General features: G+C 34.8%; 21 protein-coding genes and 2 tRNA genes. 13 read left to right on the top strand and 10 right to left on the bottom strand.

The features are described from left to right. Window positions 1–15: 15 nt before the first annotated feature. From dnaB to tgt, 5 genes are all read right to left on the bottom strand, one after another. Window positions 16–1,548: a replicative DNA helicase gene (gene dnaB / locus ACFEMA_RS09620; protein ID WP_411767936.1), complete on the bottom strand. Its 1,533-nt coding sequence runs from the start codon at window positions 1,546–1,548 to the stop codon at window positions 16–18. Window positions 1,549–1,706: 158 nt separating this feature from the next. Further along, a complete protein-coding gene (locus tag ACFEMA_RS09625; protein ID WP_411767937.1) occupies window positions 1,707–2,660 on the bottom strand; it encodes an acetyl-CoA carboxylase carboxyltransferase subunit alpha in 954 nt (317 codons plus the stop codon). A gap of 49 nt (window positions 2,661–2,709) precedes the next feature. Next, window positions 2,710–3,618 (bottom strand): DMT family transporter, encoded by a 909-nt coding sequence (locus tag ACFEMA_RS09630; protein ID WP_411767938.1) that lies wholly within the window; start codon window positions 3,616–3,618, stop codon window positions 2,710–2,712. After that, a complete protein-coding gene (locus ACFEMA_RS09635) occupies window positions 3,605–4,681 on the bottom strand; it encodes an LptF/LptG family permease (RefSeq protein ID WP_411767939.1) in 1,077 nt (358 codons plus the stop codon). Before ACFEMA_RS09635 ends, ACFEMA_RS09630 begins: the two co-directional genes overlap by 14 nt. Window position 4,682: 1 nt before the next feature. Then, window positions 4,683–5,813, bottom strand: coding sequence for a tRNA guanosine(34) transglycosylase Tgt (gene tgt / locus ACFEMA_RS09640; RefSeq protein ID WP_411767940.1), 1,131 nt, complete (start codon window positions 5,811–5,813; stop codon window positions 4,683–4,685). Window positions 5,814–5,977: 164 nt separating this feature from the next. On the opposite strand from tgt, the gene ACFEMA_RS09645 reads away from it, so the two are divergent. Genes ACFEMA_RS09645 through ACFEMA_RS09655 form a run of 3 tightly spaced genes read left to right on the top strand, consistent with a single transcriptional unit; the run spans window position 5,978 to window position 8,436 of the window. Beyond that, window positions 5,978–6,823, top strand: coding sequence for a transketolase (locus ACFEMA_RS09645; RefSeq protein WP_411767941.1), 846 nt, complete (start codon window positions 5,978–5,980; stop codon window positions 6,821–6,823). An 18-nt stretch (window positions 6,824–6,841) separates the two neighbouring features. Further along, entirely contained in the window at window positions 6,842–7,795 is a 954-nt protein-coding gene (locus ACFEMA_RS09650; protein ID WP_411767942.1) for a transketolase family protein, read from the top strand. 53 nt (window positions 7,796–7,848) lie between these two features. Next, a complete protein-coding gene (locus ACFEMA_RS09655; RefSeq protein ID WP_411767943.1) occupies window positions 7,849–8,436 on the top strand; it encodes a porin family protein in 588 nt (195 codons plus the stop codon). Window positions 8,437–8,479: 43 nt separating this feature from the next. Here the strand turns inward: ACFEMA_RS09655 and ACFEMA_RS09660 are convergent, their stop codons facing one another. Continuing rightward, window positions 8,480–9,538 (bottom strand): FKBP-type peptidyl-prolyl cis-trans isomerase, encoded by a 1,059-nt coding sequence (locus ACFEMA_RS09660; RefSeq protein ID WP_411767944.1) that lies wholly within the window; start codon window positions 9,536–9,538, stop codon window positions 8,480–8,482. A gap of 116 nt (window positions 9,539–9,654) precedes the next feature. On the opposite strand from ACFEMA_RS09660, the gene ACFEMA_RS09665 reads away from it, so the two are divergent. Genes ACFEMA_RS09665 through ACFEMA_RS09675 form a run of 3 tightly spaced genes read left to right on the top strand, consistent with a single transcriptional unit; the run spans window position 9,655 to window position 11,109 of the window. Further along, the gene (locus ACFEMA_RS09665) at window positions 9,655–10,026 is read left to right on the top strand and encodes an RNA-binding S4 domain-containing protein (protein WP_411767945.1); all 372 of its coding nucleotides are present in this window, start codon (window positions 9,655–9,657) and stop codon (window positions 10,024–10,026) included. Next, window positions 10,013–10,609, top strand: a complete 597-nt coding sequence (locus ACFEMA_RS09670; protein WP_411767947.1) for a methyltransferase domain-containing protein — start codon at window positions 10,013–10,015, stop codon at window positions 10,607–10,609. The genes ACFEMA_RS09665 and ACFEMA_RS09670 overlap by 14 nt, the downstream gene beginning before the upstream one ends. Beyond that, a complete protein-coding gene (locus ACFEMA_RS09675; RefSeq protein WP_411767948.1) occupies window positions 10,606–11,109 on the top strand; it encodes a phosphoribosyltransferase family protein in 504 nt (167 codons plus the stop codon). Before ACFEMA_RS09670 ends, ACFEMA_RS09675 begins: the two co-directional genes overlap by 4 nt. Here the strand turns inward: ACFEMA_RS09675 and ACFEMA_RS09680 are convergent. Next, window positions 11,101–11,622 carry a shikimate kinase gene (locus ACFEMA_RS09680; RefSeq protein ID WP_411767949.1) on the bottom strand — a complete coding sequence of 174 codons (522 nt, stop codon included), beginning with the start codon at window positions 11,620–11,622 and terminating at the stop codon, window positions 11,101–11,103. The two genes, ACFEMA_RS09675 and ACFEMA_RS09680, sit on opposite strands and share 9 nt — an antisense overlap. A gap of 129 nt (window positions 11,623–11,751) precedes the next feature. Between ACFEMA_RS09680 and ACFEMA_RS09685 the strand changes: the two genes are divergently transcribed. From ACFEMA_RS09685 to ACFEMA_RS09710, 6 genes are all read left to right on the top strand, one after another. Then, window positions 11,752–11,824: transfer RNA gene (locus ACFEMA_RS09685), tRNA-Lys, on the top strand. A 52-nt stretch (window positions 11,825–11,876) separates the two neighbouring features. Next, window positions 11,877–11,962, top strand: a tRNA-Leu gene (locus ACFEMA_RS09690). Between the two features lie 88 nt (window positions 11,963–12,050). Beyond that, entirely contained in the window at window positions 12,051–12,950 is a 900-nt protein-coding gene (locus ACFEMA_RS09695) for a MerR family transcriptional regulator (RefSeq protein ID WP_411767950.1), read from the top strand. A gap of 12 nt (window positions 12,951–12,962) precedes the next feature. Beyond that, window positions 12,963–14,426 carry a phytoene desaturase family protein gene (locus ACFEMA_RS09700; RefSeq protein WP_411767951.1) on the top strand — a complete coding sequence of 488 codons (1,464 nt, stop codon included), beginning with the start codon at window positions 12,963–12,965 and terminating at the stop codon, window positions 14,424–14,426. Window positions 14,427–14,432: 6 nt separating this feature from the next. Further along, window positions 14,433–15,272: a phytoene/squalene synthase family protein gene (locus ACFEMA_RS09705; protein WP_411767952.1), complete on the top strand. Its 840-nt coding sequence runs from the start codon at window positions 14,433–14,435 to the stop codon at window positions 15,270–15,272. A gap of 15 nt (window positions 15,273–15,287) precedes the next feature. Further along, window positions 15,288–15,734, top strand: coding sequence for a sterol desaturase family protein (locus tag ACFEMA_RS09710; protein ID WP_411767956.1), 447 nt, complete (start codon window positions 15,288–15,290; stop codon window positions 15,732–15,734). A gap of 6 nt (window positions 15,735–15,740) precedes the next feature. On the opposite strand, the gene ACFEMA_RS09715 is transcribed toward ACFEMA_RS09710, so the two are convergent. The 3 genes from ACFEMA_RS09715 to ACFEMA_RS09725 all read right to left on the bottom strand — a co-directional run bounded on the left by ACFEMA_RS09715 (window position 15,741) and on the right by ACFEMA_RS09725 (window position 19,092). Further along, window positions 15,741–16,307, bottom strand: coding sequence for a TlpA family protein disulfide reductase (locus ACFEMA_RS09715; protein ID WP_411767958.1), 567 nt, complete (start codon window positions 16,305–16,307; stop codon window positions 15,741–15,743). Window positions 16,308–16,373: 66 nt separating this feature from the next. Then, entirely contained in the window at window positions 16,374–17,900 is a 1,527-nt protein-coding gene (locus ACFEMA_RS09720; protein WP_411767960.1) for an OmpP1/FadL family transporter, read from the bottom strand. A 25-nt stretch (window positions 17,901–17,925) separates the two neighbouring features. After that, window positions 17,926–19,092 (bottom strand): hypothetical protein, encoded by a 1,167-nt coding sequence (locus ACFEMA_RS09725; RefSeq protein WP_411767962.1) that lies wholly within the window; start codon window positions 19,090–19,092, stop codon window positions 17,926–17,928. Between the two features lie 100 nt (window positions 19,093–19,192). On the opposite strand from ACFEMA_RS09725, the gene proS reads away from it, so the two are divergent. Beyond that, the gene (gene proS / locus ACFEMA_RS09730) at window positions 19,193–20,671 is read left to right on the top strand and encodes a proline--tRNA ligase (protein WP_411767964.1); all 1,479 of its coding nucleotides are present in this window, start codon (window positions 19,193–19,195) and stop codon (window positions 20,669–20,671) included. The last annotated feature ends 74 nt before the right edge of the window (window positions 20,672–20,745 follow it).

The following is a 20,745-nucleotide window of genomic DNA, read 5'->3' on the forward strand; positions in this document are numbered from 1 at the left end:
AAAAGCTATTAATTTTTAAAACGGAACTCCATCATCCTCAGGTGCATCAAATGCATCATCTGCAGAAGGGAAATGATCTGTCTTAAAGGTATCATCATTGGCCGCAGCATTCATTTTAGAATGGAATTCACCAAATGGAGTATCAAAATCATCAAGATTATCGAATTTACCTAAATGCCCAATGAATTTCAGTCTTAAATTATCCAATCCACCGTTTCTGTGTTTAGCGATAATAAATTCTGCTTGTCCCTCTGTTGGTGAACGTTCTTCATCATCCCATTCATCAATTTTATAATATTCTGGACGATAAATAAAGGAAACAATATCGGCGTCTTGCTCAATCGCACCAGATTCACGTAAATCTGATAATAATGGGCGTTTGCTTCCTCCACGCGTTTCTACAGCACGAGACAATTGTGATAAGGCAATAACAGGGACTTCTAGTTCTTTAGCCAAAGCTTTAAGGTTTCTAGAAATTGTAGAAATTTCTTGTTCTCGGTTACCTCCTTTTTGACTACCACCTGCTGTCATTAACTGCAAGTAATCAATGATGATCATTTTAATACCGTATTGCGAAGCTAATCGTCTAGCCTTTGCTCTGAGGTCAAATATGGATAAAGACGGAGTGTCATCGATAAACAAAGGTGCCTTTTCCAAGGTTTTTACCTTAACGTTTAATTGCTCCCATTCGTGCTTTTCGAGTTTACCAGTTCTTAACTTTTCAGAAGAAAGGCCTGTTTCACTTGAAATTAATCTGGTGATTAACTGTACAGAGGACATTTCTAACGAAAAGAAAGCCACTGGGATGTTGCTGTTAACGGCAATATTCCTAGCCATGGATAAGGTCAATGCCGTTTTACCCATACCAGGACGTGCTGCAACAATGATTAAATCACTAGGCTGCCATCCAGAAGTTAACTTGTCCACTTTATCAAATCCTGAAGGGATTCCTGAAAGCCCTTCTTTATTGGAAATTTCTTCAATCTTTTTCTTGGCTTGGATCACCAAACTCTGAGCAGTCTCTGTTGATTTTTTTACGTTACCTTGAGTAACTTCGTAAAGTTTTGCTTCTGCATTATCTAATAAATCAAAAACATCCTTTGTTTCATCGTAAGCCTCCTCAATAATTTCGTTTGAAATTTTAATTAAACTACGCTGTATAAATTTTTGAAGGATAATGCGTGCATGAAACTCAATATGCGCTGAAGAGGATACACGTTGGGTCAATGAAATCAAATAAAAATCACCGCCAACAATATCTAATTTTTGATCCTTTTTTAATTGACTAGAAACCGTTAATAAATCCACTGGTTCGCTATTTTCAAATAATTTGAAAATGGCTTCGAAGATATATTTATGGGCATCTTTATAAAAAGCTTCTGGGCTTAATATATCGATAACCTCATCGACCCCTTTTTTGTCAATCATCATAGCTCCAAGCACAACTTCTTCTAAATCAAGTGCTTGAGGTGGCAATTTACCTTTCTCAAGATTGATTATAGACGAAGTGTCTACCTTATAGCCTTTAACGGGGTTGGGTTGTTTCATAGAGTGCGAATGTAAATAAATTGTTAAGACCAATGAATTTGTAATCTTAACAGGTCTTCAACAATTGAACTGTTGATAAGTCTATTTTATTGTTAATAAAGCCAAAAAAAACTGAAGATAAAAACTTCAGTTTTTAAGTTCTCTTGATTTCAGTGTGTTTAAGATTTATAAACACCCATTTCATCATATTTTTTCATACGATTTTCTATCAATTCTTCTGGTGATAAGTTTTTAAATTCCTCGTATGATTTTTCAATGGCATTCTTAACTGCCAAAAATGTTTTTTCTCTATTGGTATGAGCTCCACCTAATGGTTCTTTAATAATTTGATCCACTAGTTTCATACGCTTCATATCCTTAGCGGTTAACTTTAAAGCCTCTGCTGCTTGTTCTTTGTATTCCCAGCTTCTCCAAAGTATAGAAGAGCAGGATTCTGGTGAAATCACCGAATACCAAGTATTTTCTAACATCATGACTTTATCGCCAACTCCAATACCTAAAGCACCACCTGAAGCTCCTTCGCCTATAATGATAGTCATGATAGGCACTTTTAAACGTGCCATTTCCAATATATTTCTTGCTATGGCCTCTCCTTGTCCTCGTTCTTCAGCTTCAAGCCCTGGGTAAGCCCCTGGTGTATCAATTAAGGTTACGACTGGGATACCAAACTTTTCAGCAGATTTCATTAATCGTAAAGCTTTTCGATAGCCTTCGGGATTAGACATTCCAAAATTTCGATATTGTCTTGTCTTAGTATTATAGCCTTTTTGCTGGCCTATGAACATATAAGATTGGTCACCAATTTTTCCGAGACCACCGATCATGGCTTTATCATCTTTAACATTTCTATCACCATGAAGTTCTAAAAATGAATCTCCACAAATAGCCTTAATATGGTCTAAAGTATAAGGTCTATTTGGGTGGCGAGATAACTGAACACGCTGCCAAGCTGTAAGATTTTTGTATATATCCTTCTTGGTATCAGCTAATTTTTTTTCGATTTGCTTACACGTCTCTGTGACATCAATTTCACTTTCATCACCAATAAGTTTACACTTGTCTAGCTGTTCTTCTAGTTCTTTTATAGGTAGTTCAAATTCTAAATATTCCATACAATTTGACGTTAGTTTTTTAATTAGTTAGTATGCAAATATAAAAACTTTAATCGGGTTTGGATTTACTTTTACTCCTTCTTAATCTGTAGTTTTTTAAAACACCATCCATTATTACAGCAGAAATCACCAACAACGCTCCAATATAAAACTGTGTTGACATTTGCTCTTTCTCAGGAAATAGTAGTACAGCAATTGCAATACCATATACTGGTTCGAGATTATAACTAAGAATGACCGTAAATGGCGAAATATACTTCATCACCTCAACGACAGCTATAAAAGCATAGGCTGTACAGACCGTAGCCAGAATTAATATGTAAATCCAATCTGAACTTGATAACTTAAAAAAGTCCGCATCAAAACCACCTCCAAAAAGTGCAATGAATAAACTCAGGAATAACACACCACTCAAAAATTCATAAAAAGAAATTACTGTGGCCTTGTGTTTCTCTATAAATCTTCCATTAATAACTGCAAACAATGTTGAAAACAAAGCACTTGAAAGACCTAAAACAATGCCGTTGATATATTTTAATTCGCCTTTTGTAATCAAATAGACACCAAGAATGACAATGAGGCCGAATAGCATTTCATACCACAATATTCTCCTGTTAAAAAATATGGGTTCAATAAAAGAAGCAAAAAATGCACCTGAAGAAAACATGGCCAAAGCAATAGAAACATTTGATTGATTTATGGATTCAAAAAAAGTGATCCAATGTAGGGCAATGATAATCCCGGCAATAGCAAATTTAATAACAACTCTTCGTGATACTTTAATATCTAACTTTATCGCCTTAATAAAGATGAACATAATTAACCCAGCAATCAGCATTCTATACCACACCAAAGCCAATGACCCTATTGTGATTAATTCTCCTAAAATTGCAGTAAACCCTGCTATTAAAACCAGAAAATGAAGATGTAAGTAGTGCTTTAAGTTAGCGTTTGGCATTATACAAAAGGTATATGGCTAATATACCAAAAATGATATTGGGAAACCATACCGCAACAATTGGCGGAAAGTCTGATTGTTCTGCCATAACACCAAAGACCTTGTCAAAAAAGACGTAAATCATGGCAATGGCAATACCAAAGGCCAAATTCACTCCCATACCACCACGACGCTTAATTGAAGACACTGCAACAGCTATAATGGTCAGTATAAAAACAGAAACTGGCAAGCTCCATTTTTTATATTTCACCACTTCATAACGTCCGATATTGGATGATCCCCGTGCCTTTTCCTTATTTATGAATTTTATTAAATCGTGATATAAAAGTGTTTCAGCATGATATTCAACTGGTGTTAAATCTTCAAGGTCAAACGAAAACAACGTATCCAAACGTCTTTGATTTTCAATAATTTCCTTACCATCAACAAATTTACGTTTATGATAAGTCGTTAATCTATAAATAGAGTCATCTTCAAGATATCGAATATTATTGGCAAAGATCTTGTACTTTAATTCATTCCCTTCAAAATGCTCAAAAGTAAAATTCTGACCTATTTTATTTTTCGGATTAAAGGAACTCACATAGACATAATCATTATCGTTAATCTGCCGAAAGACATCTTTTGTTTGTTGAATATTATTATTAGTTCTTAGATAGGTGTATTTAAATTCATTGAAACCTTGACTTGCTCTTGGCGCTAAATAAAGGCCCAAAGCCAATGCAAAGATGGCAACAATACCTGCACCAATCATATAAGGTCTCAAGAAACGAGAAAATGATACTCCAGAACTTAAAAAAGCAACAATCTCCGTATTGTTCGCTAACTTAGATGTAAAGAATATAACAGATAAGAATAAGAATAACGGGAATAATAAGTTAGCAAAGTAAATAGTGAAATGGTAGTAGTACTCAGCAACTTCAACAAAAGGAACGTTCTTCTCTAAAATTTTACCAATCTTTTCCGCAAGATTTACTGTAATCCCAATAGGTATAAACAAGAGTAGCATCATCAAAAAGGTGAAGATGTATCGCTTTAATATATACCAATCGAGTATTTTCATTCTACAAACGTTTATCCATTTGTTTTACCATTTTATCTTTCCATATTCTAAAATCGCCTTCTATAATATGCTTTCTTGCCTCTCTAACCAACCACAAGTAAAACCCTAAGTTATGTATGGTTGCTATTTGTTTTCCTAATAACTCATTTACCGTGAACAAATGTCTTAAATAGGCTTTACTATATTCCGTATCTACAAACGTTATCGCCATTTCATCAATGGGCGAAAAATCACTTGCCCATTTTCTGTTTTTAATATTTATTGTGCCATGAGCGGTAAACAACATACCGTTCCTTGCATTTCTTGTCGGCATTACGCAATCAAACATATCTACACCTAACGCAATATTTTCTAAAATATTTATCGGAGTACCTACTCCCATTAAATATCTAGGCTTTTCAGACGGTAAAATATCACAAACAACTTCAGTCATTGCATACATCTCTTCGGCCGGTTCGCCAACAGAAAGACCACCGATGGCGTTTCCTAAAGCCCCTGAATTTGCAATGTATTCTGCAGATTGCACTCTAAGGTCTTTATACGTACTTCCTTGAACGATTGGAAAAAATGTCTGGTTATAATCATATTTTAAAGGAGTCTTTTCAAGATGGTTGATGCATCTATCCAACCAACGATGGGTCATGTGCATAGACCGTTTTGCGTAATTGTAATCACATGGATAAGGAGTACATTCATCAAAAGCCATAATAATATCTGCTCCAATCACCCTTTGGATTTCCATCACATTTTCTGGTGTAAACACATGAGTACTTCCATCAATGTGGCTCTTAAACTTAACACCTTCTTCTTTTATTTTTCGATTTGCAGACAAGGAGTAGACTTGGTAACCGCCTGAATCAGTAAGAATATTGCGGTCCCAATTCATAAATTTATGTAATCCACCCGCTTTTTCTAAAATTTCAGTCTGTGGGCGTAAATACAAATGATAGGTATTACCAAGAATGATATCTGGATTAATATCATTTTTCAATTCCCTCTGGTGGACTCCCTTAACACTAGCTACAGTACCAACAGGCATAAAAATAGGTGTTTCTATTTCGCCATGGTCGGTTGTAATCACACCTGCTCTTGCCTTGCTATTCTTATCGCTTGATTTGAGTTTAAAATCCATAAATATGTAGTCGATGGCAAATATAAATAACTCTATTAGCATTACTTCTTAATAAAAATAAAATTGTTAGCAAATCCTGTAAATCGTTAATAAGTGAAACTTTTCTTGTTTTGCCACAGTGCTAGAATAGCCTATTTTTGGACTTTCAAATTAACAACGACATAATGCCTAACATTCAACACTTAGAAGATTTAACAACCCAAGTAAGACGGGATATCTTAAGGATGGTCCACAAGGTCAACTCTGGTCACCCAGGTGGCTCCCTTGGTTGTACCGAATTTTTTGTATCTCTTTATTCTGAAATAATGGAAACCAAAGACCATTTTGATATGGATGGTAAAGATGAAGACATTTTCTTTCTTTCAAACGGTCATATTTCTCCAGTATTTTATAGTGTTTTAGCACGTTCTGGTTATTTTGACGTTGATGAATTAAATACGTTTAGATTGTTGGATTCCCGTTTGCAAGGTCACCCAACCACACATGAAGGCTTACCTGGAGTAAGAATTGCATCTGGATCTTTAGGGCAAGGTATGTCAGTGGCTATTGGTGCAGCTGAGGCCAAGAAATTAAATGGTGATACTCATCTTATTTATTCACTTCATGGTGATGGCGAATTACAGGAAGGCCAGAATTGGGAAGCAATTATGTATGCCGCCGGAAATAAGATAGACAACCTTATATCTACTATAGACTTAAACGGTCAACAAATTGATGGCTCAACTGAAAATGTTTTGCCTCTAGGAAATGTTAAAGCTAAATTTGAAGCTTTTGGTTGGATTGTTTTAGAAATTGAAAATGGTAATTCCATTGAAGCAGTCCTTAATGGTATGGCTAAAGCAAAAGATAAAACCGGAAATGGAAAACCAGTTTGTGTACTATTAAAAACAGTTATGGGCAACGGTGTGGATTTTATGATGCACACGCATGCATGGCATGGTAAAGCCCCAAATGATGAGCAACTAGAAATTGGATTAGCTCAAAACCCAGAAACTTTAGGCGATTATTAAGATTACGATACAGATTTTATGAAAACATACGAAAACCAAGGTAATAAAGACACACGTTCAGGATTTGGAGCTGGACTCACAGAATTAGGACAAACTAATGAAAATGTTGTTGCTCTTTGTGCTGATTTAACAGGGTCATTAAAAATGGACGAGTTTAAAGCCAATCATCCTGATCGCTTTTTTCAGGTGGGTATTGCCGAAGCAAATATGATTGGTATGGCTGCTGGTTTTACCATCGGTGGTAAAATTCCATTTACTGGGACATTTGCAAACTTTTCTACAGGTAGAGTTTACGATCAAATTCGCCAAAGTGTAGCTTATTCTGGAAAAAACGTAAAAATTTGTGCATCCCACGCTGGTATTACTCTAGGAGAAGATGGTGCTACTCACCAAATTCTTGAAGATATCGGATTAATGAAAATGCTTCCTGGTATGACGGTTATCAATACCTGTGATTTTAATCAGACAAAAGCTGCAACCATTGCAATCGCTGCACACAACGGTCCTGTTTATTTACGTTTTGGACGCCCAAAAGTGCCAAATTTTACTCCAGAAAACCAGACTTTTGAAATTGGTAAAGCCATTCAATTAACAGAAGGAACTGATGTCACTATTGTAGCAACAGGGCATTTAGTATGGGAAGCCCTTGAAGCTGCAAAAGTTTTAAATGAAAAAGGTATTTCTGCTGAAGTCATAAACATTCATACCATAAAACCTTTGGATGATAACGCCATTCTTAACTCTGTTAAAAAAACAGGATGTGTAGTAACTGCCGAAGAACATAACTTTTTAGGAGGTCTTGGAGAAAGTGTTTCTAGGGTTTTAGCGACCAATCTACCAAGCCCACAAGAGTTTGTTGCAACACAAGATACATTTGGAGAATCTGGCACACCAGCTCAGCTTATGGAAAAGTACGGGTTAAACAGCTCTGCTATCGTTTCTGCAGCTGAAAAAGCAGTTCATAGAAAATAATTGCCGTTTGGCAGCGTTTTTGATATACAATTCTAAATCAAAAACGAATACTTATGAAAAATTTATTTTTAACAGGTTTAATCTGTTCATTATTTACGGTTACGGCTTTTAGTCAAACAGGAAGTGCCTTTGGTATTAAAGGTGGACTTAATTACGGCGGTAACGGTGACTACTTCGACTCCATTAGTGAAAATTCGCAAGAACCAGACAACAACATTGGTTATCACTTAGGTGTCTTTGGGAAAATCGGTAACAGACTGTACCTAAGACCAGAATTAGTGTATACCAAAACAAAGAGTGATTACGATAATGGATCTTTTGATATGCAAAAATTGGACCTTCCTTTATTAGTTGGCGTTAAGGTATTAGGGCCTATAAACGTCTTTGCGGGTCCAGCATTTCAATATATTTTGGATACAGAGTTTGACAACCTAAATGTCGACGATGTCGAAAACGATTTTAGTGTAGGCCTCAATTTCGGCATTGGTTTGTCTTTTAATAAATTTGGTGTTGACCTAAGATATGAACGCGGCTTTAGTGATAATGAAGCTCGATTTATTGACAATAACAATTTAATGTCCATGGATCGACTAGACACAAGGCCAGAACAACTCATACTGAGTTTGTCACTCACATTATAAAACTAAAAAAAGCCGCTGATTAGCGGCTTTTTTTTATATCTAATTAGGAGTTGTCACTATAGTCAATTGTAATATTTGGATCTAGATAATTTGGTATATTATTATTATCTGAGTTATCGGTGTCTATTATTGTAACAGTATTAATAGTTATAATTCCATTTGATTCACTTCGGCTTCTTTCAAATTCATTATCTGCCAATTCAGGTTCTTCTTCACCCATACTAGTATCGACAGTATAAGTCTTCGGTAAAAGCTCATTAATAGTTAAAACTCCGTCTCCATCATCATCTGTATCAATATAATTTGCAAATAGATCACCATCAGTATCATCGGTAAAAGCATCTAAATCATTATCTAAATCTTCAAGGTAAGAAGGCACTCCATCATTATCGTGATCGTTTTCCTCTGTTTGGTATAATGCAAACTTAAAAACCAAATTTGAATAAGATGGCACACCAGATATGGTTCCAGTAGAAAAATATGCTAATCCTGAAGGTATAAACATTACACCTAAACCAAAATCATTGTAATTAACGCCATTGGACCCTGTAGTAAAATCTAGGGCCGTATTAAACTCAGGTAGCACATATTGCCATCCCTTGATTAAGCCTCCTGCTCCAAATCCAACTAAATCAAAATCTAAAGGTGTTGGTGCACTATCAAATACGCTTGAATCAGAAAGTAAACTTCCCTCATATGCAACCCGTACTTTATCGGTAAAATTTGGAGATTCACTCCCGCCACCCTCATTAAGCAATAAATAATAATATGTATATGTTGTTTCTTCGAAAAGTTGCTCTGCTTCAACTAAGTTTGGTGAGTCAATAAGCAAGGTGTGTCCATCTGGCACAGATTCTCCATCTTGTAATTCTGTTATGAAAATATCATCCACAGTGTGATTTGTTCCTGTTTCAAAAAAACCACTATTATAGTAATGTGTACTAAGGTATGTTTCAATTAGGGCAATATCAGTAGCTTGTTGTTCTCCCCTGTCATTATCTGGAGCAGGTATAAAATCTCCATCATCGTCACTAGAGCAAGCAGCAACTACCAATAGGGTCCCGAATATACTTATATATCTAAAAATTTCCTTAATTCTCATATTTTAGTGTATAAAGAGCTAATTAATATTGCGTCAATTAACGTTATTTTAAGTGCCGCAAGATACAATAATATAATACTTTTGCACAAGGACATTAACGTACTTTTAGTTAAAATATGCGAGTAGATAAATATTTATGGTGCACACGGTATTTTAAGACCCGTAGTTTAGCAACTACGGCATGTAAAAAAGGACACGTTAAAATAAATGATATAGCTGCAAAACCAAGCCGGGAAGTTTTTCCATTAGATATTATTGACCTCCGAAAAAACCAAATTAATTATAAATTAAAAGTCAATGACATCCCACCAAACCGAGTTGGTGCAAAACTAATTGATATCTATAGAACTGATATCACTCCAAAAGAAGCTTTTGAAGCACAAGAGCTATTAAAATACAGTAAAGACTACTACAGAAAAAAAGGTACAGGAAGACCAACCAAAAAGGATCGAAGGTCAATTGACTACTATATAAATGAAGAAGAATAAATTTGATGAAAGTTATTGGGAAAACCGTTATCAAAACAATGAAACAGCTTGGGACATTGGACATATTTCCACTCCATTAAAAGAATATTTCAATCAACTTGAAGATAAATCTTTAAAAATACTAATCCCTGGTTGCGGTCATGGCTATGAAGCAGAATACCTTTTTGAAAGTGGATTTAAGAATGTATTTACAATCGATCTGGCATTAGCTCCTTTAAAAAGCTTTAAGAAGAGAGCGCCTTTATTTCCGGATTCTCAAATTATCTATAGTGATTTTTTTGGCTTACAAATGTCCTTCGACCTTATTATTGAGCAAACCTTCTTTTGCGCATTGCACCTTGGGTTTAGGATAAATTACGTTCGCAAAATGCATAGTTTGCTTAATCCAAATGGTAAGCTAGTAGGTCTTTTATTTGATTTTCCATTAACTGAATCTGGTCCACCTTTTGGAGGTGATGCAGAACTTTATAAAAGTTATTTTCAAAAGCATTTTTTGATTAAAACATTAAGTCCTTCATATAATTCCATTCCTTCAAGAAAAGATAAAGAACTCTTTTTTATCTTTGAAAAAAAGCAACAATGACAACAAGCAAAAACATTATTCTCAACCACAAAGAAATTCAAAATAAAGTAAGGCGCATTGCCTATCAAATTTATGAGTGTAATGTTGACGAAAAAGAGTTAGTTATCGCTGGAATTGAAAAAGGAGGTTATGCGCTAGCCAAGATGGTTAAAAAGCAGCTAGATAAGATTTCAGCTATAGAAAGTAGCCTATGTAAAGTTTCATTGGATAAAAAAAATCCTTTAGAGAGTGTTCAAACTTCTATGTCTCCCGAAGACTATACTAATAAATCTATTGTTCTTGTTGATGATGTTCTAAACTCAGGCAGTACATTAATGTATGGAGTCAAACATTTTTTAAATGTGCCTGTCAAACAATTTAAAACCGCTGTATTAGTTAATAGAAATCACAAGAAATTTCCGGTAAAAGCTGATTTTAAAGGTATTTCATTATCAACTTCTTTGAACGAGCATGTTAAAATCAATTTATCCAAACAACCCTACGAAGCCTTCTTAGATTAATTTAGCTACGACTTCTTCAACTATTTGAGCTTTTGTTTTATTATCGGTTGTTATTGTGAAGTCGCTTTTATCATAAAATGCTAACCTTTCGAACAAATGTTTCCCTATGAACTCGGTTAAATCGTCCATTGTGTTAAGGTGACTTATTAGTGGTCTTTTCTCTCTTTCTGGAAAAAGTCTCTTAGCCAACTCAGAAATAGAAGTCTTTAAGTATATTGATCTTGTGCGCTTATGATTAATTATAAAATCCGTATTAGAACCGTAACAAGGAGTTCCTCCTCCAACAGCTACTATTTTCGAAGTGCTTTCATTTAATAATTCTTTTAAATATAAGGTCTCTTGTTTTCTAAAGTATATCTCTCCTTTAGAATTAAATATGTCAGAAATTGAGCGTTCTTCCTTCTTTTCTATATAATCATCTAAATCAATACATTTATAGCTTAGAACCTTTTGAAGTTCCATAGCGATTGTAGATTTTCCAGAGCCCATATACCCCATTAAAACAATGTTCATTTTACCTTAGTTTTTGATTGCTAGAGTGTTATTTTTTGTACCTCAAAAAAACGGAAATTTAAATAAAAAAAGTATTGTTTTATTAATTAATCATTTTATATTTGCACCCTCGTTAGAGAAACACTTATTGACCGGGTAGCTCAGTTGGTAGAGCATCTCCCTTTTAAGGAGAGGGTCCTGGGTTCGAGCCCCAGCCCGGTCACAAACAGTTAAGCTTTTGCTTAACTTTTTTTTTATCTTTATTCAACTATTTTGCGCACGTGGCGGAATTGGTAGACGCGCTGGCTTGAGGGGCCAGTGACCGCTTTAGGTCGTGGAAGTTCGAGTCTTCTCGTGCGCACATTTTCCTTTCATTTACTTAAATTATGTTAAATACGCTTGGCGTATGTATTTATATTCTATTTTTGTTTAAACATTTTTTATAAAAAATGAACAATATTAAAAATGAGTTTAGCATAAAAGACCTCGAAAACTTAACAGGGATAAAGGCTCATACTATCAGGATCTGGGAAAAGCGCTATAATTTACTATCCCCAAAACGCACAGACACTAATATACGCTATTATGATCTAGGGGACTTTCAAAAATTAATGAATGTCAGCTACTTAAACAATAATGGCTATAAGATATCTAAAATAGCGACATTAGATGACAAACATATTCCTTCTTTAGCAAATGAAATTGCTCAAAAAGACCAAACGGAAAATCATGCTATCAATGCGTTTAAGTTAGCTATGATCAATTTTGATCAACATCTACTCTATAAAACTTATGATTCCCTTTTAAAAGAAAAAACCTTCAAGGGCATTTTTTATGATATTTTCATTCCATTATTAAATGAAATTGGTCTATTGTGGCAGACCACAACAATCACTCCAGCGCACGAGCATTTTTTAGTCGCTTTTATAAAGCAGAAAATCTTACTAAACATTGAATTGATACAATCAAAACAATCTCAATGCTCTGAAGAAACATATGTGTTATATCTGCCAGATAATGAGATCCATGAAATAGGATTGTTATTTATTAATTATGAAATAGTATCTAACAACCATAGGTGTATATCCTTGGGGGCAAGCGTGCCAATGGATAACTTATCAGAAATACTGAAGTACCATGAAGATGTCACCTTTATATCCTACTTTACCGTAAAGCCAGAAAAAGAAAAAATTAAAAAGTATCTTTTAGATTTCAATAATACACTACTTAAATCTACAAAATCAAAGCTTTGGGTCTTAGGTAAAATGCTAGAGCATATTGACACCAAAAGTCTGCCAAATAAAATAGAAGCTTTTACTTCTATTAAAGAAGTTGTTAAAAAACTATAGCACTTTGGTGGAATGAAAGACAATGTTACTATAATTGGCTCTGGCTTTTCCTCTTTATCGGCTGCATGCTATTTGTCAAAATACGGCTTTAATGTCAGTGTTTTCGAAAAGAATAGTACAGTAGGCGGCAGAGCAAGGCAACTAAAAAAAGACGGTTTCACTTTCGATATAGGTCCTAGTTGGTACTGGATGCCAGATATCTTTGACCATTTTTTTAAAGATTTTGAAAAACAAACTTCAGATTATTACCAATTAGAAAAATTGAATCCAGCTTACAAGATTTTCTTTGATGACGACACCATTACCGTCGGCGACACCATGGACAAGATTTGCAATGAGTTTGAGCGCATAGAAGCTGGAAGTTCTATTCCGTTGAGAAAATTTATTGCTCAAGCTCAAAAAAATTATGACATAGCTATCAATAAGATTGTATTAAAACCAGGTTTGTCACCTCTAGAGCTTGTAACCAAAGATACCATAACGCGCGTTGATCAATTTTTTAAAACTATAAGTTCAGAAGTAAGAAAACGGTTTAAAAATCCAAAGCTGATTTCTACACTAGAATTCCCAGTACTTTTCCTTGGAGCCAAACCTAGCAACACGCCCTCTTTTTACAGTTTTATGAATTTTGCCGATTTTGGCCTAGGTACGTGGCACCCAAAAGGGGGCATTTACCAGATTGTGCTCGCTATGGAATCTCTAGCTGAAAGTTTAGGAGTGAAAATTTATACTAATAGTCCTGTTGAGCAAATTGTCGTTGAAAATGGAAAAACGACTGGTGTTATAATTAATAATGAATTTATTTCTAGTGATTTTGTTCTAAGTGGTGCTGATTATCATCACTCTGAAACCCTATTAAATAAAAAATATCGGCAGTATTCTGAAGGGTATTGGGACAGTAAAACCTTTGCCCCTTCGTCTCTGTTATTCTATGTTGGTTTTGATAAAAAAATTAAAGGCATTGAACATCACAACTTATTTTTTGATACTGATTTTGAAGCTCATGCAGAATCCATTTACGACCGAAAAGAATGGCCAAAAAATCCTTTATTTTACGTTAATTTTCCTTCCGTAACTGACTCCTCTATGGCGCCAGAAAACTGTGAAACAGGTTTTTTTCTTATTCCAATAGCCCCAGGCATAGAGGATACCGAAGACTTAAGAAATACTTATTTTAATATGATAATTGATCGCTTTGAAAAGAAAACCCTACAGGATGTAAAAAATAATATTATATTTAGAGAGTCCTTCTGTATCAATGATTTTATTGAACAATACAATTCATATAAAGGCAATGCTTACGGAATGGCAAACACGCTTAAACAAACAGCATTTTTAAGACCTAATTTAAAAAGTAAAAAAGTAAAAAACCTCTACTTTACAGGACAATTAACAGTACCAGGACCGGGAGTACCACCAGCCATTATTTCGGGAAAACTAGTAGCAGATTTAATTCAGAAATATCAAACAACCTAAAGAGCTATGAAATCTATTTTTGATAACGTATCCCGAAAATGTAGTAAGATAGTAACCACGTCTTATAGCACTTCATTTTCAATGGCTACAAAAATGCTTTCGGAAAGTATTCGGCAAGATATTTATAACATTTATGGTTTTGTAAGGTTTGCTGATGAGATTGTGGACACTTTTCATGATTACGATAAAGAAACACTCTTTTCTAATTTTGAAAAAGATTTAGACCAAGCTCTAGAAATGAAAATCAGCCTCAATCCCATATTAAACTCTTTTCAAGAAACATATCACAAATACAATATAGAAAGACACCTTGTGGAGTCTTTTATGAATAGTATGCGTTTAGATTTAACTAAACAAAAATACCTTACAGAAGAAGAATACAAGCAATATGTGTATGGTTCAGCAGATGTGGTTGGGTTAATGTGCCTAAAGGTTTTTGTCAGCGGGAATCAAGAAAAATATGAGGAATTAAAACACGCTGCAATGAGTTTGGGTTCTGCTTTTCAGAAAGTCAATTTTTTAAGGGATTTAAAAGCAGATTACGAAGATTTAAATAGAACTTATTTTCCAAATACCGATTTATCCCAACTTGATGAAACATCAAAATTAGTAATCATAACCGAAATTGAAGAAGATTTTAAACTTGGACTAGAAGGTATCAAAAAATTACCTTTAGAAGCTCGTTTTGGTGTGTTTATGGCCTATCGTTACTACAACAAATTACTAGAGAAATTAAAGAAAACTCCTGCTTTAGATATAAAGTCAGCACGGATTAGAGTTCCAAACTATAAAAAGGTAGAACTGCTGACACGGAGTTATGTAAAATATCAATTAAACCTTATTTAAAATTTAAATAATAAAATGCAAACCCTTTATTGGATACTTATCTTTTTAGGCACTTTCTTTATGATGGAGTTTAATGCATGGTTTACACATAAATATATTATGCACGGATTTTTGTGGAGCCTTCATAAGGATCATCACAAAAAAGATCACGATAGTTGGTTTGAGCGCAACGACGCTTTCTTTATCTTCTATGCTATAGTGAGTATGGTTTGTTTTTACCTCTGGAGTTATGAAGATGTCTGGTTTGCTTTACCAATTGGTTTAGGAATATTAGTCTATGGAATGGCTTATTTTATTGTACATGATATTTTTATCCACCAACGTTTTAAATGGCTGAGAAATATTGATAATAAATACGCTCGTGGAGTAAGGCGTGCACATAAAATTCACCATAAACACTTAGGAAAAGATAAAGGTGAAAACTTTGGGATGTTGATTGTACCTTTTAAGTATTTTAAGTAATTCTACTTATTGTTTTAACAATTCATCCAATTGCTCTTTTACCGATTCTGAATACCAATCCACAGCACCAGACTTATCTATAGCTACTTTACCAGATTTGTCTATTACAAAGGTCCTTGGGATTGATTTGACGTCAAATAAATGAGATGAATCTGTTTTTGGTCTGTACACTTTAAAAGTATAGTCATTCTTTTGATTAAATTTTTTGACTAAGTCAAAATCATCATTGGTTACAAAAAGAAATACGATTTTATCTTGGTAAGTATCATACAATTTCTGCATACTTGGCATTTCAACAATACACGGTGGGCACCAAGTAGCCCAAAAATTAATTAAAACTACTTTTTCCTTGGCCTCATTAAAGTCGTAAAGGTTACCCGAAGCATCTATTAACTGCCAATCATAATTAGTCAATGCCATTCTATCATCTGGCATGTCCGCTTCTACTGTCCTCACTTTTGAAATTAGTTTATGAAATACTATTTGGATAGGAGTTCTTGTCTGAGGTATAACCAAAATGACTATAACCACAAGAAAAATAAATGAGCTTATTCTCGATTTGGTGAGTTTCATATAGATTAGAATGTATTCAAATTTAATTCAAATTTTCTTGTCTTCCTATGCTAGAGACACATTGAATTAAATTGAGAATCCAAGAGTTAATAAGAAATTATTTTGAGTTTCATCAATCGTTGTAGCACTAGTAAACTCAAAAGAATTAGAATATAGTTGATACCCTACATCACGTTGCGATGAGCTATATGAAACGTCAACTGTCATGTTACCAAAATTGACACCTAGACCTAAAGAATAACCGGTTAAGTTTCCGTAGAAAGAATCATCTTTATAAGGGCTTTCTTCAAAACGATAACCACCTCTAAAACTCAATTGCTTATGTCTGTATTCTGCTCCAAAACGGTAGGTAGCTGCTGTATCAAAAATATTCTCTATCAATTCATTTTGAAACATGTAATAATCATCAGAAGTTGGTCTAAATTTTATACTGCCGTAATCTTTACGAGAATAGTCAAAACTAATTAAGCCTTGGGGACCAAAAACATAAGCCAAACTTCCTGTAATCTTCCCTGGTGTTTGCAATCTATATTCTGGGTAAATATTTATAATATTAGGATCTATAACTTCTGTTATGGTACTACCGTTATCATTTCTGGTGGCATCAACATATTGAGAACCTTCCTCAGAAATTGAAAACCAAGTTGGAGAATCATAAGCCAAACCTGCTCTAAGTTCATTTGTTAATTTAAAAATACTTCCCAATTGAAATGAAAACCCGCTACCGGTTGCACGTAAATAATTTTCAAAATTAACATTGATGATAGAAGTTCCAATATTATTATTAAATTCATTCAACAAGGTAAAACGCTCATAATTAATAAAGTGTGAGTTAAGATTTAGACCTAAATGAAGTCTATCCTCAAACTGTGTAGCAAAATTAAAAGCTAACTTTCCGTTATATCCTGTTGCATTATAGTCAAACCTTTGGTCATAGTCACCACCAGTGATATTATTGATATAATTAGTATTGTCATCAGTATTCATCTCTGGATCTAAAATAAAAGATTCGTAACCTAAAAAGGCTTGTTGATTACCAAACCCAAATACTTCCCCAATTTCAGCATATGCTTCCGAAATTGTCTCACCAGAAAAAGCAGAAATTTCATCTAACCTTTGACCCTGAGCAAATTCTAAAAAATATTGTCCGATTGTATTAAATCTATTAATACCTTCAGCTCTCCAAGAATTCTCAAAATTTTTAGTTCGGTCATAAGCAATACTTAGGGCAAACTTACGCCAAGGCGAATTTAGATTTGAATTCTCAAAAACAAATGAAGCTCCTGTTTGTAATAAGTCAAAATTTGATATTTTAGAAAAACGTTCACTACCAAAATAAGATGTCATGTTTTTCTGTTTTTGGTTACCCAATGTAAGATTTGCTGTACTTTGAGCAAAAATCACTGAGCCTGCTGGATTTATACTTATGGCAGAAATATCTCCACCAAGTGCACCAAAGGCACCACTTAAAGCATTGAACCTTGCTGTTCCCTGAATGTTTTCTTGAGAATATCTCAGTGCATCTGTATAATCCTGAGCATTAATAAAGAGCATAGTCATTAAGCCTACACCAAGTAGGAATAGTTTTTTCATGATGAATTTTAAATTTAAGTTAGGATTATCCGCGGCCCCCTCTAGATGACGATCTTGAACTACCTCTTGATGAAGAAGAGCTACCCGAACTTCTTGACGAGCTTGAACTAGATCTTACATTACCAGAACTTCTAGACGAACCTGAAGAACGGCGAACAGTTCCTCCTGAACTTCTTGAAGGAGTTGATCTTCTAACAGTTCCGGACCTACTAGAACCTCTTGATGAAGAGGGTCTAGAGATTCTTCCTCTTGTAGATGAACTAGAACCTGGCCTAACTGTTCTTGTTCGTGTTCTTGTTGAACCTGGCCTTACATATCTAGTGTTAGAGCTACCTGGTCTTACATATCGTGTATTTGATCTTACTCTTGTTCTATCATTACCAGATCGAACACTTCGAGATAATCGACTAGGTCTATTTACACTATTGATTGCTGTTGTTCTTCTAACTGAATTATTTCTAGAAGTTACTCTAGAGCGTCGATTGATAACATCATTTGTGGATCTACCAAGGTTAGCAACAGACCTATTATTAAGGTATGAACTCGATCTGCCATAGCTTGCACCTCTACGCCCATAATTATATGCTAGAGAGTTATATCCGTTATAACCATTAAAAACGCCATGATTGTTGTAAGGAGGACACCAATAATAAGGACTTGGATATAATCCACCTGTACCTAAACCCCAACCAAAGCCGTACCAATTATTCCATCGGTTCCATCCCCAACGATTCCAACCCCAATTATTTAGAGGGTGTAAGGGAGTATAAAACCTATTCCAACCCAAGTAATTAATACCCCAATTGTTCCAACCCCATCCCCAGTTGTTCCAGCCATTATCATAAATATTGATAACCACTTGGTCATTTACTTGACCCCAACCAGCGTAATTGATTTCAGCTTCTTCAGTAACTTCTCCATTTCCTTCGTAAGAATCTATATCAGTAAAAACGTCTGACTCAGAATTGATTTCCGCAATCTCTTGGGCCTCACCTGAAAAATAGTTTTGATAATAATCAGAATTGTACGGTGCTGCACGTTCAACCTCTACAACCACAGGCCCTTCTGCACCGTAAATACCATCGTTATCGTAACCAACATATTGGTACGAACCACAAGAGGCCAAAAGGAGGAATGCCCCAACTGCAGTTAAAATTGGATTAATATTTTTTTGTCGAGTAATAAATCGCATATCTGTTTGATTTAATTGTTGAACATTACAAAAATAGTTAGTTTTGCCGTACTATCTTTTTATTTAACAAAGTCACAAATTCTGTGCCAAAACCCTTAAGATGAGCAAAAATCTAACTAAAAGAGCTGAAGATTACTCCAAATGGTACAATGAGCTCGTTGTAAAAGCCGATTTAGCAGAAAACTCTGCAGTAAGAGGTTGTATGGTAATTAAACCATACGGCTATGCTATTTGGGAAAAAATGCAGGCACAACTGGATAAGATGTTCAAAGCTACTGGGCATCAAAATGCCTATTTTCCACTTTTTGTTCCTAAAAGCTTGTTCGAAGCTGAGGAGAAAAATGCTGAGGGGTTTGCTAAGGAATGTGCAGTAGTGACGCATTACCGATTAGAAAATGACCCTGATTCACCTGGAAAGTTAAGAGTGGATCCTAATGCGCGATTAGAAGAGGAATTAGTTGTAAGACCAACTAGTGAAGCCATTATTTGGAACACCTATAAAAACTGGATTCAAAGTTATAGAGACCTTCCCATTCTAATCAACCAATGGGCCAATGTTGTTCGCTGGGAAATGCGCACCAGGTTATTTTTAAGAACGGCAGAATTTTTATGGCAAGAAGGACATACCGCTCATGCCACTGAAGCCGAAGCCGTTTCTGAAACAGAGCTAATGAATGACATCTATGCGACATTTGCACAAGATTTTATGGCAATACCTGTGATAAAAGGCATTAAAACAGAGAGCGAACGTTTTGCAGGGGCACTAAACACACATTGTATTGAGGCTTTAATGCAAGATGGTAAAGCCTTACAAGCTGGTACTTCGCACTTTTTAGGACAGAATTTTGCAAAGGCATTTGATGTGAAATTCACAAACAATGATGGAAAACAAGATTATGTTTGGGCCACATCTTGGGGCGTATCTACACGTTTAATGGGCGCATTAATAATGACACATAGCGATGATAACGGATTGGTACTCCCACCAAATTTAGCACCATTTCAAGTCGTTATTGTTCCTATTTATAGATCTGACGAGCAACGTGAGGCCATAAGAAACGTTGTAGATGAATTAAAATCTCAATTAGAAGATAATAATATCAGTGTAAAATTTGACGATAGGGACACACATAGACCTGGAGCAAAATTTGCACAGCACGAATTACAAGGTGTTCCTCTTAGAATTGCTATTGGCCCAAAGGATTTAGAAAATAAAACTGTTGAGTTAGCTCGAAGGGATAATTTGACTAAAGAGATTGTTCCTATTGATGGTATAGCTACTCATATCAAAGTTCTTCTAGAAACTATTCAATCTGACTTGTTCACTAAAGCTCTAAAATTTAGAGACGATCACATTACGGAAGTTGACACTTTTGAGGAATTTAAAAAAGTATTAGAAACAAAAACTGGTTTCATATCCGCACATTGGGATGGTACCTCCGAAACAGAGACAAAAATCAAAGAGCTTACAAAAGCGACAATTAGATGCATTCCTAACGATTTAAAACTCGAAGATGGTACTTGCGTATATAGTAGCAAACCCTCTAAACACAGGGTGCTTTTCGCCAAGGCGTATTAATTTTGAAAAAAAATTAATTTGATGTTGCAACATTTAAAAATAGTTGTATTTTTGCATCCGCAATGGAAACATTG

This window comes from Winogradskyella sp. A3E31 (genome assembly GCF_046720935.1).
GTDB lineage: Bacteria > Bacteroidota > Bacteroidia > Flavobacteriales > Flavobacteriaceae > Winogradskyella.

Excerpts from the sequence above, each read along its gene's own strand:
- ACFEMA_RS09670 (WP_411767947.1), top strand. The coding sequence starts at position 10,013 with ATGAAGAAGAATAAATTTGATGAAAGTTATTGGGAAAACCGTTATCAA.
- ACFEMA_RS09715 (WP_411767958.1), bottom strand. The coding sequence starts at position 16,307 with ATGAAACTCACCAAATCGAGAATAAGCTCATTTATTTTTCTTGTGGTT.
- ACFEMA_RS09680 (WP_411767949.1), bottom strand. The coding sequence starts at position 11,622 with ATGAACATTGTTTTAATGGGGTATATGGGCTCTGGAAAATCTACAATC.
- ACFEMA_RS09695 (WP_411767950.1), top strand. The coding sequence starts at position 12,051 with ATGAACAATATTAAAAATGAGTTTAGCATAAAAGACCTCGAAAACTTA.
- ACFEMA_RS09635 (WP_411767939.1), bottom strand. The coding sequence starts at position 4,681 with ATGAAAATACTCGATTGGTATATATTAAAGCGATACATCTTCACCTTT.
- ACFEMA_RS09720 (WP_411767960.1), bottom strand. The coding sequence starts at position 17,900 with ATGAAAAAACTATTCCTACTTGGTGTAGGCTTAATGACTATGCTCTTT.
- ACFEMA_RS09675 (WP_411767948.1), top strand. The coding sequence starts at position 10,606 with ATGACAACAAGCAAAAACATTATTCTCAACCACAAAGAAATTCAAAAT.
- ACFEMA_RS09645 (WP_411767941.1), top strand. The coding sequence starts at position 5,978 with ATGCCTAACATTCAACACTTAGAAGATTTAACAACCCAAGTAAGACGG.
- ACFEMA_RS09625 (WP_411767937.1), bottom strand. The coding sequence starts at position 2,660 with ATGGAATATTTAGAATTTGAACTACCTATAAAAGAACTAGAAGAACAG.
- ACFEMA_RS09630 (WP_411767938.1), bottom strand. The coding sequence starts at position 3,618 with ATGCCAAACGCTAACTTAAAGCACTACTTACATCTTCATTTTCTGGTT.
- ACFEMA_RS09650 (WP_411767942.1), top strand. The coding sequence starts at position 6,842 with ATGAAAACATACGAAAACCAAGGTAATAAAGACACACGTTCAGGATTT.
- ACFEMA_RS09725 (WP_411767962.1), bottom strand. The coding sequence starts at position 19,092 with ATGCGATTTATTACTCGACAAAAAAATATTAATCCAATTTTAACTGCA.
- ACFEMA_RS09705 (WP_411767952.1), top strand. The coding sequence starts at position 14,433 with ATGAAATCTATTTTTGATAACGTATCCCGAAAATGTAGTAAGATAGTA.
- ACFEMA_RS09710 (WP_411767956.1), top strand. The coding sequence starts at position 15,288 with ATGCAAACCCTTTATTGGATACTTATCTTTTTAGGCACTTTCTTTATG.
- ACFEMA_RS09655 (WP_411767943.1), top strand. The coding sequence starts at position 7,849 with ATGAAAAATTTATTTTTAACAGGTTTAATCTGTTCATTATTTACGGTT.
- ACFEMA_RS09700 (WP_411767951.1), top strand. The coding sequence starts at position 12,963 with ATGAAAGACAATGTTACTATAATTGGCTCTGGCTTTTCCTCTTTATCG.
- dnaB (WP_411767936.1), bottom strand. The coding sequence starts at position 1,548 with ATGAAACAACCCAACCCCGTTAAAGGCTATAAGGTAGACACTTCGTCT.
- ACFEMA_RS09660 (WP_411767944.1), bottom strand. The coding sequence starts at position 9,538 with ATGAGAATTAAGGAAATTTTTAGATATATAAGTATATTCGGGACCCTA.
- ACFEMA_RS09665 (WP_411767945.1), top strand. The coding sequence starts at position 9,655 with ATGCGAGTAGATAAATATTTATGGTGCACACGGTATTTTAAGACCCGT.
- proS (WP_411767964.1), top strand. The coding sequence starts at position 19,193 with ATGAGCAAAAATCTAACTAAAAGAGCTGAAGATTACTCCAAATGGTAC.
- tgt (WP_411767940.1), bottom strand. The coding sequence starts at position 5,813 with ATGGATTTTAAACTCAAATCAAGCGATAAGAATAGCAAGGCAAGAGCA.